Raw genomic sequence first — 13,279 nt, 5'->3', positions numbered from 1 at the left:
CGTGGGAGCAGCGGCTTTGGGCAAGGCGGTGGTCTCGTCTCCATCAGCTGGCGGCACTGCAGTACTCCGGCCTGCGCAGCAGTGGTCCGTCGCCGACTTCACGACGAGACCGGGCCGGCCAACGTGCTGATAGGAAGAAGCCACCTCTTCTCGTCCCCATTCCTGAAGTTGCTCAGCTCCTCCAAGGAATCAGCCCGGGCGGGCCCCGCCTGTGACCGTCGCGGCGCCTCAGCCCCCGGCCTGGTAGTCCTGGCCGAGCACCACCGAGACATCCGCGTTCGCGGCGACCTTGCCCTTGGCGACGGCGGAGGCCGGCAGCCGGAGCGTCTTGGCGATCTCGGCGGCGTCGGCCTTGCGGGCGTCGTCGGCGTAGGTGACCCGCGAGACGGCCTGGGCGGCGGCGGCCTTCCCGCCGACGTAGCCGAAACCGCCGTTGACGAGGTCGGCGCGGGCCTTCTCGCCGTCCGGCCCGCTGCCGGTGGCGTTCGTGACGCCGACCCGGACCGGGGCGCCGTCCGCGGGTGCGGTGACGGAGCCGCCGAGGACGTCCTTCACCACCGTCTCGGAGGTCTTCTCGCTGAGCGAGCCGTCGGCCTGCACGGGCAGGACGGTGGTGCGGTAGTCGCCGCCCTTGGCGCGGTCGGCGAGCTTGGCCAGCGCGGCCGCGAGGTCCTTCTCCGGCAGGGAAGGGTCGAGCACCTGGCCGAGCGTCTGCACCTGGATCAGGGAGCTCTCGGTGTCGGTGGGGAACTTGCGCAGCACCGCCTGGACGACCTGCCCGAACCGCTCGAGCTGGGCCGTCTGCGGCTCGCCGGGGCCCTGGTAGGTGGCGTAGGCGACGGCGGCCTGCCCGTTGAGGGTCTGCTGCTCGCCCTTCCTGACGACGGGGGCGGCGTCCTTCTTCTTCGAGCGGGGGTCGGGGACGTCGGTGTCGGTGTCCACGTCGACGGTGCCGACCTGCTCGACGAGGTTCTCCAGGAAGGGGGTGTCGAGCCGCCAGGTGCCGTCGATGCGCGTGCCGAGCAGCGTGGCCACCGCCTCCTGGGCGCCCGCGGGGCCGGAGTCGTCGACGGCCTGGGCGAGCGTCGTGGACTCGCCGTTGTCGTCGGCCAGCGCGAGGGCGCCGGGCAGCAGGACGGTGGCGCCCTCCTTGGTGGTGCTGTTGTCGACCAGGAGCGCGGTGGACGGCTTGCTGTCCTTGGCGGTGCCCATCAGGTGCACGACGATGACGTCGCGGCGCTGCGCCGCCGCCGAGCCGCCGCCCTTGCCCGCGGCCTCGTCGGACGTCCCCGGCAGCTTGCCCGCGAACCAGAGGTAGCCGACCCCGCCGGCCACGACGAGCACCAGGACGACGACGAGGGCCACGACCCGGTTGCGGCCGCGCCGCCGGGCCTCCTCGCGGCGTTCGGTGCGGCTCTCGGTGAACTTGAGCCAGTCGATGACGTCCTCGGAGTCCTCGTCGGGCTCCTCGATGAACGAGAACTGCTCGGTGCGGTACTCCGGCGCCTCGCCGCGGTCCCGGTCGCCGCCGCTCGGCGTCGCGTCGCCGCCCGGCGCGTCGGCCTCGGGGGCGGGGTCCGGGGCGGGTATCGGCTGCGGCGGGGCCTCGGGGGCGGGCGGCGCGTACCCGGGGCCGGCCTGCGGGGACGGGGACCCGTAGGGGTCGTAGCCGTAGCCCTGCTGGGGCGGGGCGTACCCGTAGGGGTCGTAGGCCTGCGGCTGCTCGTAGGAGGGGGGCTGGGGCTGCTGCCCGTAGGGGTCCTGCGGGTAGGGCTGCTGCGGAAAGCCGCCCGGGTCGTAGGGGGGCTGCTCCTGGCCGGGGGCGGGGGGCTGCTGGTAGACGGGCTGCCCGTAGGCGTCGTAGCCGACGATCCGGGGCTCCCCCGAACCGTAGGGGTCCTGTGGTGCGTAGGGGTCCTGTGGTGCGTAAGGGTCGTGCGACCCGTACGGGTCGTGTCGGTCGTTCACCAGGGGCCCCTCTCCGCGGCTCATGCGCCGCGGTACAGCTCGCTCTTGTCGATGTAGCGCACGACGCCGTCGGGGACGAGGTACCAGACGGGCTCGCCCTTGGCGACCCGCTCGCGGCAGTCCGTCGACGAGATGGCGAGCGCGGGGACCTCGACGAGCGAGACCTTGCCGGTCGGCAGTCCGTCGTCGGTCAGCTCGTGACCCGGCCGGGTCACCCCGATGAAGTGGGCGAGCGAGAAGAGTTCCTCGGGGTCGCGCCAGCTCAGGATCTGGGAGAGGGCGTCGGCGCCCGTGATGAAGAACAGGTCGGCGTCCGGGTTCTGCGCCTTCAGGTCCCTCAGGGTGTCCGTGGTGTACGTGGGGCCGCCGCGGTCGATGTCGATGCGGCTGACCGAGAACTGCGGGTTCTCGGCGGTCGCGATCACCGTCATCAGGTAGCGGTCCTCCGCGGCCGAGACCCGCTTGTGGCTCTTCTGCCACGGCTCGCCGGTCGGCACGAACACGACCTCGTCGAGGTGGAACTGCGAGACGACCTCGCTGGCCGCCACCAGGTGTCCGTGGTGGATCGGGTCGAAGGTGCCGCCCATGACGCCGAGCCGCCGACGGCCGGGCGCCGAGGTGCCGCGGCCCTGACCTGGACCGACGGTCGCGTGTCGCTCTCCCATGCGTGCAGACCCTACTCGGCCCCGGCGGCTCCGGCCGATGCCCCCGTCGGCCTCAGCGGTCCCGGTTGAAGCGGGTGGTGATCCACAGCAGCAGCATCAGGGCGACGAGCGCGCCGCCGCCGGTGACGTACGGGCTGAGGCTCGGGTGTTCGTCCTGGTGCCCGCCCTCGCTCGCGAGGGTGACCAGCTGGACGGCGGTGGTGTGCAGGCTCATCGTCGGCAGGACCTATCCGGTGGGGATCGGGCAGAGGTTGGGGACATCGTATGTGGCCCCCTACAGGGCGATCACGTCGACTCTCCCCCGATGTCGGTGGGTCCGTCTAGTCTGGTCGGACATTCGGGGGCGGGTGCGCGCCAGGAGGCGTCGGATCCGATGGACGGAAAGCAGGGGGCACCATGACGGACAGCACCAACCAGGAGCGGCTGCCGGGCCGGCAGCGCAGGCGCTTCCCCGGCATCTCCTCCCGGGCCTACGAGCACCCGGCCGACCGCTCGGCGCTGGTGGCCCTGCGCAAGCTGACCGGTTTCGACGTGGTCCTCAAGACGCTGAGCGGCCTGCTGCCGGAGCGCAGCCTGCGCCTGCTGTTCCTCTCGGACTCCGTCCGGGTGAGCGACGCCCAGTTCACCCATCTCAACGACATGCTGCGGGACGCCTGTTACATCCTGGACCTGGAGAAGGTCCCGCAGATGTACGTCCGGCAGGACCCGGTGCCGAACGCGATGTGCATCGGCCTGGACGAGCCGATCATCGTGGTGACCACCGGCCTGGTCGAGCTGCTCGACGAGGAGGAGCTGCGCGCGGTCGTCGGCCACGAGGTGGGCCACGCCCTCTCGGGCCACGCGGTGTACCGCACGATCCTGCTGTTCCTCACCGGGCTCGCCCTCAAGGTCGCCTGGATCCCGCTGGGCAACGTGGCGATCATGGCGCTGGTCACCGGGCTGCGCGAGTGGTTCCGCAAGTCCGAGCTCTCCGCGGACCGGGCCGGGCTCCTCGTCGGCCAGGACCTCCAGGCGTCGATGCGCGGCCTGATGAAGATCGCCGGCGGCAACCACCTGCACGAGATGAACGTCGACGCGTTCCTCGCCCAGGCCGAGGAGTACGAGGCCGGCGGCGACCTGCGCGACTCGGTTCTCAAGATCCTCAACGTGCTGCCCCGCTCGCACCCCTTCACCACGGTCCGCGCCGCGGAGCTGAAGCGGTGGGCCGAGTCCCGCGACCACCAGCGGATCATGGACGGCCACTACCCGCGCCGGGACGGCGACAAGGACACCTCCGTCACCGACTCCTTCCGGCAGTCCGCGAGCAGCTACGCCGACTCCGTGCGCACCAGCAAGGACCCGCTGATGAAGCTGGTGACGGACATCGCGGGGGGCGCGGGCGACCTCGGCGGCAAGCTGCGCGGCAAGTTCGCGGGCGGCACGGCGAACTCCGGGCCGGGCGGCGCGGGCGGCGCGGGTTCCGACGGCACGGCCCCCGGGGACGGCGCCGCGCCTCAGCCCTGACGCGCCTCAACCCTGACGCCCCTCCGGCGTCGCCAGCGTCCCGCACAGCGCGGCCGGCTCGGGCCCCCGCGCGTAGGGGTCCGTGGCGGCGGGCCCCCGCGCCGGGGCCCGCTGCCCCGCGAGGAGCGGGCGCAGCCGCCCGGAGGCGTCGTCCGCGCAGCTCAGCGGGCCGGCGCGCAGCTCCGACGTCATCAGCTCGGCGCGGTGCTCGCGCAGGTCCCGGCGGTCGAACCGGAAGTGCAGCGTGCGCCGGACGGTGAACAGCGAGGCGTGCGTGGGGTCGGGGTCGCCGGCCGGGCGCAGGGTGTAGACGAAGGTGTGGTCGGAGGTGACCTCCAGGGCGTCCGCGCTGCTCTCCCGGACGGCGAAGCCGCCGCGGACCCTGATCTCGGGGTCGGCCAGCACGCTGTGCCGGGGGTCGAGGCGGATCAGCCAGCCGGTCGCCGCGTGCCGGCCGTCCGCCGCCGGGCGGCCGAGGCTGCGGTCGAACTGCGCGAGCTGGTCGGGGTCGACCAGGGCCCGCACCGGTGGGTTCGGGTCGGCCCCCGAGACGTCCGAGGCGTCGAGCGAGGAGCGGGCCACGAAGTCCTTCGCGGTGAACAGTGCCGAGAGCACCTGCCCGTCGGTGAAGTGCGCGGTGCGGCGGGAGGGCGGCAGCGGCAGCCCCGCCTCCCCCGCGCGGTAGGCCCGCGCCGGGCCGGCGGCGAGGAGCTCCGCGGGCCGACCGCCGGGGACGGGCCCGGTGGGGGCGAGCGGGACGATCGTGGTCCGCAGCGCGCCCGCGCGGACGGAGGGGGCGCCCGGGGACGGCTGGCGCGTGCCCATGAAGACCGCGGCCCCGAAGGCCAGCGCGACGAGCACGATCAGGGTCAGGGCCTGCCGGGAGAGCGGGGTGCGGGCCGGCGGGCGCTCGGGCTCGGGCCGGGGGGCGAGGGTGCGGACGGCGGGCGAGTGGTCGTCGACGCGCTCCTGGGCGGAGAACTCCTGGAGGCGGGCGGCCCGGACGAAGGACTCGTCGAACACGACCGCCCGGTACTCGTCCTCGCCGCCGCCGTCGGGGCCGCCCTCGGGCGGCTCGCCGGCTCCTCCACCTCTGGCCATACCTTGAGGGTAGGTCGCACCGACGCTCCGTAAACGCCCCGCTACCGGTCAACTTGCGCGTACGGCACGCCGCTTGTCGGCGGACGCCCGGCGGGCGGCGGGCGCTCAGGGGGTGCGCGGCTCGGCGGGGACGGGCGGCTGGGTGTAGTCGGGGGACGCCGAGGGGCCGCCCTCGGTCATGACCGGCGGCGACACCCGGCGCGGGTCCTCGCCGCCGGGCGCGCCCCGGTAGACGGCGCTGAAGGCGAGCGCGACCATGCCGACGCCCATGATGACCGCGAGCGCCCAGGCGACCGGCCGGTGCCAGCGCCCGCCGCTCCGGTAGGGCCGCAGCGGGCCGTAGGGGTGGGGGCCGGCGTCGCGGCGGGACTCGGCGTCGCGCGCCTCGGCGTCCTCGTCGTAGGGCTCCAGCTCGCGGCCGTAGGCGCTGCGGGAGCCGTAGCCGCCGTAGGTCTCGTAGCCGTCGAGCGCGTCGTCGTGGTGGTCGTCGTCCGGGGGGCCCAGGCGGTGGCGGGCGCGGGCCGCCTCGGCCTCGGCGCGGGCCTGGGCGGCGGCGAGGAGGCGCTCGACGGCGGAGGGCTCGTGTATCTCGGCGCCCCGGACGAAGTCCTCGTCGAAGACCACGGTGGCGAACTCGTCGTCCGAGCCCCCGCGGTCCTGGTCGTCGTCGGGCTCCCGGCCGTCCGGAAACGGCCCGCCCCCCACGTCCTCCGGCACAGCACCAGAGTAGACCCGAGCCGGTCGTTTCGGGCAGAGCGCGGGGAATTCACCCCGCGCCCGGGGCCCCGCGCCCGCGGCCCCGCCGGGCCGGGCGCGGGGCACAACCGGCTCAGCGGGTGTGGCCGTCCCCGGTGACGACGTACTTCGTCGAGGTCAGCTCCGGCAGGCCCATCGGCCCGCGGGCGTGCAGCTTCTGGGTCGAGATGCCGATCTCGGCGCCGAAGCCGAACTGGCCGCCGTCGGTGAAGCGGGTCGAGGCGTTCACCGCGACGGCGGCGGAGTCGACCAGCTGGGTGAAGCGGCGGGCGGAGCGCTGCGAGGTGGTGACGATGGCCTCGGTGTGCCCCGACGACCACAGCCGGATGTGCCCGACGGCCCCCTCCAGGGAGTCGACGACAGCGGCGGCGATGTCGTGGGACAGGTACTCCGTCTCCCAGTCCTCGGCGGTGGCCGGGACGACGGTGGCCTTGGAGTCGCCGGCGTAGGCCATGACCCGCTCGTCGGCGTGGACGGTGACGCCGGCCTCGGCGAGCGCGGCCAGGGCGAGCGGGACGAAGGCGTCGGCGATGTCCTGGTGGACCAGGAGGGTCTCGGCGCTGTTGCAGACGCTGACCCGCTGGGCCTTGGAGTTGACGAGGATCTCCACGGCGAGGTCGAGGTCGGCCTCGGCGTCGACGTAGACGTGGCAGTTGCCGGTGCCGGTCTCGATGACGGGGACGGTGGACTGCTCGACGACCGTGCGGATCAGCGAGGCCCCGCCGCGCGGGATCAGCACGTCGACCAGGCCGCGGGCGCGCATCAGCTCGGTCACCGACTCGCGGGACTCGCCGGGCACCAGCTGGATCACGTCGGCCGGCAGCCCCGCGCCGCCGACGGCGTCCCGCAGCACCCGCACCAGGGCGGTGTTGGACGCGTAGGCGGAGGACGAGCCGCGCAGGAGCACGGCGTTGCCGGACTTCAGGCAGAGCGCTGCGGCGTCGACGGTGACGTTGGGGCGGGCCTCGTAGATGATCCCGACCACGCCGAGCGGGACGCGGACCTGGCGCAGGTCGATGCCGTTGGGCAGGGTCGAGCCGCGGACGATCTCGCCTACCGGGTCGGGCAGCGCGACCACGTCGCGGACGTCGGCGGCGATGGCGCGGATCCGCTCGGGGGTGAGGGTGAGCCGGTCGATGACGGACTCGGCGGTGTTGGCCTCGCGGGCCCGGGCGACGTCCTCGGCGTTGGCCTCGACGATCTCGCGGGTGCGGACCTCCAGCGCGTCGGCGACGGCGAGCAGCGCGTCGTCCTTGGCCGCGCGCGGTACCGGGGCGAGATCGGCCGCCGCGGCACGGGCGCGGTACGCGGTCTGGATCACCGGGGACATGTCGGCGTAGGGCGAGAGCGAGGTCATGCCCGCAGGGTACTGCGGGGGCCGTACGGCCGTGGGGGTGTCTCAAAAGCACCGCCCCGGACCGGGGCCGGCGCGCGGTCAGAAGGGGTGCACGCCCACCGGCGTGGCCGGCGCCGGTCCGTACCCGGCGGCGATCCGCTGGTGGTACGTGCCGCGGTCGATGACCTCCAGGCCGACGATCTCCCACGGCGGCAGCTGGGCGGTCTGCCGGTGCTCGCCCCACAGGCGCAGCGCCACCGCGGCCGCGTCGTGCAGGTCGCGGGCCTCCTCCCAGTACCGGATCTCGGCGTGGCCGGACGCGTACCGGCTGGTCAGCAGGAAGGGGTGGTCCCGGGCGAGGCGTTCGAGACCGGTGCGGACCTCGGTGAGCGGGGCCTCGGGGCCGGCGACGCTGAGGGTGACGTGCCAGAGCCGGGACACGGGGCCGGGCTCGGCGTCGGGGCCCGGTTCGGGGGCCAGGGCCGGGCGGTGCTCCGCCACGGCGGGCCGCTCGGCGCGCCCGGCCAGGACCGCTCCCGCGTCGACGCTGGTCAGCGTGCGCTCGGCGGTGGACCGCTGGGTCGACCCCGGTCGTACTCGTCTCACCGGTGGCCTCCTGTCGGCGTCTGTGGTGCGGTCCTGACCGGTCTTGCGACCCGAACAAAGTTGACCAGCACCGGCACGCCTTTGGGGCGGTTTCACGGAAGCTCCCCAGTCGGTTGGCAGAACTTTCGGCCGTTCCCGCGACGCGCCGCGGCGCCCGCGGCGCCCCGCGCGCGCCGGCCGGCGGCGGGCGGGCCGTCCGTCAGCGGGCGAGCAGCACCAGGTCGTCCGCGTGCACGACCTCCCGCTCGTAGGCGGGCCCCAGCTCGCGTGCCAGGTCGCGGGTCGAGCGGCCGAGCAGCAGCGGGATCTCCTTGGCGTCGAAGTTCACCAGGCCGCGCGCCACGGCCCGCCCGGCGGTGTCCCGCAGCTCGACGGGGTCACCCGCGGTGAACTCGCCCTCGACGGCGGCGATGCCCGCCGGGAGCAGCGAGGTGCGGCGCTCGACGACCGCGCGGACCGCCCCGTCGTCCAGGACGAGCGCGCCCCGCGGGGTCGAGGCGTGCTGGAGCCAGAGCAGCCGGTCGGTGGAGCGGCGGCCGGTGGCGTGGAAGTAGGTGCCGGTGGCGCGTCCGGCGAGCGCGTCGGCGGCCCGGACGGCCGAGGTGAGCACCACCGGGATGCCGGCCGCGGCGGCGATGCCGGCCGCCTCCACCTTGGTGACCATGCCGCCGGTGCCGACCCCCGCCTTGCCCGCGCTGCCGATCTTCACGTGCGCGGTGTCGGAGGGGTCGCGCACCTCCTCCACCCGGGCCGAGCCGGGCAGCGACGGGTCGCCGTCGTAGAGGCCGTCGACGTCGGAGAGCAGGACGAGCAGGTCGGCGCGGACCAGGTGGGCGACGAGGGCGGCCAGCCGGTCGTTGTCGCCGAAGCGGATCTCGTCGGTGGCGACCGTGTCGTTCTCGTTGACGACCGGCAGCGCGCCCATCGTCAGGAGCTGGTCGAGGGTGCGGTAGGCGTTGCGGTAGTGGGACCGGCGGGAGGTGTCGTCGCCGGTGAGCAGCACCTGGCCGACGCGGACGCCGTAGCGGGCGAAGGAGGCGGTGTAGCGGGCGACGAGCAGGCCCTGGCCGACGCTCGCGGCCGCCTGCTGGCGGGCCAGGTCGCGCGGCCGGCGGGTCAGGCCCAGCGGGGCGAGCCCGGCGGCGATCGCGCCGGACGAGACGAGGACGACCTCCCGCGCGCCGCCGTCGCGGGCCGCGGCGAGCACGTCGACCAGGGCGTCCACCCGGTCGGCGTCGAGGCCGCCCGAGGCGGTGGTCAGCGAGGAGGAGCCGACCTTGACCACGATCCTGCGGGCGTCGGTGACGCCCTTCCTTGCCCCTGACACGTCCATCCCCATCACGTCGAACCGGCCGGTCCTGCGCAATCTACGGGAGGGGGCGCGGGCGGCGCGCCGGCGTTCCAGCCGCCGGACGCCCGGGCGGTGACGGGGACCACGAATCGGCGGGGGTCCGTTCGCTATTCGCAAAGGTATTCTTCTGTCGTGACATCCGAAAATCGTGAGAAGCGCATCCTGCTGCGCTCGGGCAAGAGCCCCTTCGACGTGGTTCCGCTGGAACAGGCCATGCAGGACAACGTGTTCGCGACGAACACCGGCAACCTGATCTTCAGCGAGGCTTCTCACAAGATCCTTGAGGCACCGAGGACGGAGATCGTCTCGGGCGGCGCCCGCACGGCCGATCCGGCCGCTGCCTCGCGCATCAACGCGGAGTACGACGCCTACGTCGTCCCCCTCGCCAACGCCTTCCGGCCGTCCTTCGAGGGGCAGCTGAAGCGGCTGACCCAGCTGATCCGCCGCCTCGACATCCCCGTCGTGGTCCTGGGCGTCGGCGCGCAGACCGGCCTGTCCTACGACCCCTCCAGGCTCAAGGCGATGGAGCCGACGGTCAAGGCGTTCGTCTCCGCCGTCCTCGACCGCAGCGCGACGATCGGCGTGCGGGGCGAGTTCACCGAGTCTTACCTCAACGACCTCGGCTTCCGGGACGTCGAGGTCATCGGCTGCCCGTCGATGTTCATGAACGGCGGGACGTTCAGGGTCGACAAGCGGGCGGAGGGCCTCACCGCCGACTCCCGCATCGCGGTCAACGGCTCGCACAGCGCCGTCCGATCGGGGGTGGGGGCGATCGTCAGCCGGACGCACCGGCTCTACCCGAACCTCCAGTTCATCGGCCAGAACCTCGTCGAGGCCCAGCAGCTGCACTGGCGCGACCTCTCCGACCCGGTGACCGCCCCACTGACCACCATCCCGACCCACCCGGCGCACCCGATGTTCGGGGAGGACAAGGTCCGCGTCTACGTCGATCCGCAGACCTGGATCGGCGCTCTGCGGGACATGGATTTCTCCTTCGGCTCCCGCATTCACGGCAACATCGCCGCGCTCCTGGCCGGCACCCCCGCGATGGTGCTGTGCCACGACTCGCGGACCCTGGAGCTGTGCCGCTACTTCGGCATCCCGCACCGCAAGCTCACCGAGACGCCCAAGGACGTCGACCCCGCCGACCTCTACGAGCAGGCCGACTTCAGCGAGCTGGTGGACGGCCACCGGGAGCGCTTCGACCGGTTCACCGGCTTCCTGGACAAGAACGGTCTGCAGAACACCTTCACCCACGGCGACGGCGGAGCGGCCTTCGACGCCCGGCTCGCCAAGCAGTCCTTCCCGGCCGGCGTCCGGCCGTGGAACGACACCGGCATCGACGAGCTCGCTGGCCGGCTCGCCTGGCTGCAGGGCCGGGTCCAGGAGCTGAGCAGCGAGAACACCAAGCTGCGGACCGAGCTGGGCAGGTCGGTAAGGGCCCGCACCGCGCGTACCGCGGCGGCCGTCCCGCAGCAGCGGCGCACCGGCGGCTCGCTGCCGGTCACGGTGTACCGCACGGCGCGCCGCGCCGTGGGCCCGATCAAGCGGGCCCTGCGGCCGGAATAGCGCGCACACGACCTCAGGGGTCTCGGGAGGACGGCGGATCCGTCTCCCCGGGGCCCCTTTCGCGTGTGCGAAGCGCACGCCCGCACGCGCCGGCGTGACGAGGGGCACAGCACCGCGGCGACCGAATCGGATTACACCGTTCCGTATGTGGTGAGGAGCGCTCTGTTCTCCGATGCGAAGGCGGCAGCGCCCCCATTACCCCTTCCTTTGAATGACGTTGAACACCGGGGCGTCGCCGCCACGCGCAGCAAGTCGAATGCCCCTGCCGCATTCACCGAACCGCCCTGGAGTCACTCCCTTGCCGACCCTCCGCTCCGTTGGCCGCCCGGCCGGCAGACTGCTCGCGCCCGCGCTGCTCGCGGCCTCGTTCGCCGTCCAGGCCATAGCAGCCTTCTTCCCCCAGGTTCCCCTGCTCATCGCCGCCACCGTCGCAGGCCTGCTCACCGAGGGCTTCCTGCACCGCCGCAGGCCCGACCTGGTCGCCGCGCTGGCGAAGGTCCGCGCGGACACCACCGCCCGGCAGATCCTGCGGGACTTCCTGCTGGTCGCCGGGCTGCTGCGGCTGGAGGGGCAGCAGCACGAGACGGCGTACCTCCCGCTCGTGTACGGACTGCTCGTCTTCTACGGCCTGCACTTCGGCTGCCAGGCAGCCGCGCTGCTCGTCCGGCGGTCCCGGACCCTGCCGGTCGTCACCCGGAACATCGACACCTCGGCGCTGCGGCTCACCCCCGCGCCGCCCGCGCTGCTGCTGCGCCGGGCCAACCGGCGGATACTGCTCTTCGGCGCGCCCGCGACCGCCGGGCTGCTCGCGACCGCCGCGACGAACACCGCGTGGTGCGCGGCGGCGGGCATCGCGGTGTCGGTCGCGGTGACGGCCGCCGGGCTCGTCGCGCTCCTGGTGCGGCTGCTGCCGAGCCGCCGGCCGTCGTCCCAGGACGAGGTCCTGGAGTGGTTCGAGAACTGGCTGGCGGAGTACCGGCCGACCACCGGCATGTACTTCTCCGGCGGGACCTCGTCGGCCTACCAGGCGAACATGTGGCTGGAGCCGCTGGCGAAGCTGGAGGGCCGCCCCGTGATCGTGCTGCGGGAGCGGTTCATGATGCAGCGGATCGCCGCCACGGACATCCCCGTGGTGTGCCTGCCGAAGGTCGCTCACCTGATGCGCCTGGAGCACTCGACGCTCCAGACGCTGATCCACCCGGCGAACTCCGGCAAGACCTCCCAGGTGCTGCGGATCCCGACGATCAAGCACGCGTTCGTCAACCACGGCGAGAGCGACAAGCTCTCCAGCTGCAACCCGTACGCCAAGGCCTACGACGAGGTGTGGGTGGCCGGCCCCGCGGCCCGCGAGCGCTACGCGCTGGCCGAGGTCGGCGTCGACGACCGGGACGTCGTGGAGATCGGCCGCCCGCAGCTCGACGCCGTCGGACCGTACGCCGGCCCGCCCGCCGGGGCGTACACGAACGTGCTCTACGCCCCGACCTGGGAGGGCTGGGACGGCAACCCGGGCAACACCTCCGTGGTGCTCGCGGGCGAGAACATCGTGCGCGAGCTGCTCGCGGACCCGGCGGTCCGGCTCGTCTACAAGCCGCACCCGATGACCGGCTCGGTCGACCCGGCCGCCGGGGCGGCGAACCTGCGGATCCAGGCGATGATCGCGGACGCCAACCGGGCGCGCGGCGGACAGCGCCCGCCGGCCGGCGCCGCGGACGAACTGGCGCGCCGCACCCAGGAGTTGGAGCGCCTGACGACGGCGTCCTTCCGCACCGGCGCAGACGAGGCGGAGCGGATGCTGCTCCAGTCGGCGCCCGAACCGGGCCGCGCGGAGGCGGTCGCCGCGGCGACGGCCGCGTGGGAGGCGGCCTACCAGGCGTCGCTGCCGGAGTGGGAGCACCAGGTCGTCACGACGCCGCGCCCGTCGATCTTCGCCTGCTTCAATGCGGCGGACGTTCTGGTCAGCGACGTGTCCAGCGTCGTCTCGGACTACCTGGCGAGCGACAAGCCGTACGCCGTCGCCAACACCAGCGGGCTGAGCGAGGCGGCGTTCCGCGAGCAGTTCCCGACGGTCCGGGCAGCCACCGTGCTCACCCCCGACGGCGCCGGGGTGCCGGCCCTCCTCGACGCCGTGCGCCACCCCGAGCGCGACGCGTTCCGGGCGGCCAGGGCGGAGCTGAAGCTGCGGCTGCTCGGCCCCTCGGACCCGCCGTCGGCGACCCGCTTCGCCGACGCGGCGCGGGAGCTCGGCGCGCGGGCGAGGCGGCACCAGGAGCGGATGGCGCTGCGGGCGGCGGCGGAGATCCCCGCGCAGCGGGGGTCCGCCGAGGCCGAGCACGTCGCGGAGGAGCTGGAGCTGGAGGCGAGCCAGGCCTGAGCCGGGCGGTCCCGGCCCGGGACGCGGAAAAGGGGGGCGGACGCCGGTCACGG

11 protein-coding genes are annotated in these 13,279 nt (G+C 73.9%); 3 read left to right on the top strand and 8 right to left on the bottom strand.

Annotated features, from left to right (window positions below; translation table 11 throughout):
• Window positions 1-228: 228 nt before the first annotated feature.
• From ACFWEG_RS24825 to ACFWEG_RS24815, 3 genes are read right to left on the bottom strand one after another with little or no spacing between them, the layout of a single operon-like run.
• Window positions 229-1,968: a LytR C-terminal domain-containing protein gene (locus tag ACFWEG_RS24825; protein ID WP_387219150.1), complete on the bottom strand. Its 1,740-nt coding sequence runs from the start codon at window positions 1,966-1,968 to the stop codon at window positions 229-231.
• Window positions 1,969-1,988: 20 nt separating this feature from the next.
• A complete protein-coding gene (nadD, locus tag ACFWEG_RS24820; protein ID WP_387219147.1) occupies window positions 1,989-2,633 on the bottom strand; it encodes a nicotinate-nucleotide adenylyltransferase in 645 nt (214 codons plus the stop codon).
• A 52-nt stretch (window positions 2,634-2,685) separates the two neighbouring features.
• Window positions 2,686-2,847 carry a hypothetical protein gene (locus ACFWEG_RS24815; protein WP_387219145.1) on the bottom strand — a complete coding sequence of 54 codons (162 nt, stop codon included), beginning with the start codon at window positions 2,845-2,847 and terminating at the stop codon, window positions 2,686-2,688.
• 182 nt (window positions 2,848-3,029) lie between these two features.
• Here ACFWEG_RS24815 and ACFWEG_RS24810 point away from each other — a divergent pair, with 182 nt between their 5' ends.
• Window positions 3,030-4,136: a M48 family metallopeptidase gene (locus tag ACFWEG_RS24810; RefSeq protein ID WP_387219142.1), complete on the top strand. Its 1,107-nt coding sequence runs from the start codon at window positions 3,030-3,032 to the stop codon at window positions 4,134-4,136.
• A gap of 6 nt (window positions 4,137-4,142) precedes the next feature.
• Here ACFWEG_RS24810 and ACFWEG_RS24805 read toward each other — a convergent pair whose 3' ends face one another.
• The 5 genes from ACFWEG_RS24805 to proB all read right to left on the bottom strand — a co-directional run bounded on the left by ACFWEG_RS24805 (window position 4,143) and on the right by proB (window position 9,262).
• Entirely contained in the window at window positions 4,143-5,237 is a 1,095-nt protein-coding gene (locus tag ACFWEG_RS24805; RefSeq protein ID WP_387219140.1) for a hypothetical protein, read from the bottom strand.
• Between the two features lie 105 nt (window positions 5,238-5,342).
• A complete protein-coding gene (locus ACFWEG_RS24800; protein ID WP_387219138.1) occupies window positions 5,343-5,954 on the bottom strand; it encodes a hypothetical protein in 612 nt (203 codons plus the stop codon).
• A gap of 112 nt (window positions 5,955-6,066) precedes the next feature.
• Entirely contained in the window at window positions 6,067-7,350 is a 1,284-nt protein-coding gene (locus ACFWEG_RS24795) for a glutamate-5-semialdehyde dehydrogenase (RefSeq protein ID WP_387219136.1), read from the bottom strand.
• 78 nt (window positions 7,351-7,428) lie between these two features.
• Window positions 7,429-7,935 (bottom strand): hypothetical protein, encoded by a 507-nt coding sequence (locus ACFWEG_RS24790; protein WP_387219134.1) that lies wholly within the window; start codon window positions 7,933-7,935, stop codon window positions 7,429-7,431.
• A 199-nt stretch (window positions 7,936-8,134) separates the two neighbouring features.
• The gene (proB, locus tag ACFWEG_RS24785) at window positions 8,135-9,262 is read right to left on the bottom strand and encodes a glutamate 5-kinase (protein WP_387219132.1); all 1,128 of its coding nucleotides are present in this window, start codon (window positions 9,260-9,262) and stop codon (window positions 8,135-8,137) included.
• A gap of 156 nt (window positions 9,263-9,418) precedes the next feature.
• Here proB and ACFWEG_RS24780 point away from each other — a divergent pair, with 156 nt between their 5' ends.
• Window positions 9,419-10,855, top strand: a complete 1,437-nt coding sequence (locus ACFWEG_RS24780) for a polysaccharide pyruvyl transferase family protein (protein WP_387219129.1) — start codon at window positions 9,419-9,421, stop codon at window positions 10,853-10,855.
• A 256-nt stretch (window positions 10,856-11,111) separates the two neighbouring features.
• Window positions 11,112-13,226, top strand: coding sequence for a hypothetical protein (locus ACFWEG_RS24775; protein ID WP_387219126.1), 2,115 nt, complete (start codon window positions 11,112-11,114; stop codon window positions 13,224-13,226).
• Window positions 13,227-13,279 lie beyond the last annotated feature (53 nt).

The sequence above is a fragment of the Streptomyces sp. NPDC060194 genome (assembly GCF_042728285.1).
Taxonomy (GTDB): domain Bacteria; phylum Actinomycetota; class Actinomycetes; order Streptomycetales; family Streptomycetaceae; genus Streptomyces.
The sequence above is the reverse complement of the archived record's forward strand: the minus strand, read 5'-3'. Positions and strand labels throughout refer to the sequence as shown.

What these genes read in the sequence shown, in the direction of transcription:
- nadD (WP_387219147.1), bottom strand. Translation starts at nt 2,633, where the DNA reads ATGGGAGAGCGACACGCGACCGTCGGTCCAGGTCAGGGCCGCGGCACC.
- ACFWEG_RS24815 (WP_387219145.1), bottom strand. Translation starts at nt 2,847, where the DNA reads ATGAGCCTGCACACCACCGCCGTCCAGCTGGTCACCCTCGCGAGCGAG.
- ACFWEG_RS24810 (WP_387219142.1), top strand. Translation starts at nt 3,030, where the DNA reads ATGACGGACAGCACCAACCAGGAGCGGCTGCCGGGCCGGCAGCGCAGG.
- ACFWEG_RS24805 (WP_387219140.1), bottom strand. Translation starts at nt 5,237, where the DNA reads ATGGCCAGAGGTGGAGGAGCCGGCGAGCCGCCCGAGGGCGGCCCCGAC.
- ACFWEG_RS24795 (WP_387219136.1), bottom strand. Translation starts at nt 7,350, where the DNA reads ATGACCTCGCTCTCGCCCTACGCCGACATGTCCCCGGTGATCCAGACC.
- ACFWEG_RS24775 (WP_387219126.1), top strand. Translation starts at nt 11,112, where the DNA reads ATGCCCCTGCCGCATTCACCGAACCGCCCTGGAGTCACTCCCTTGCCG.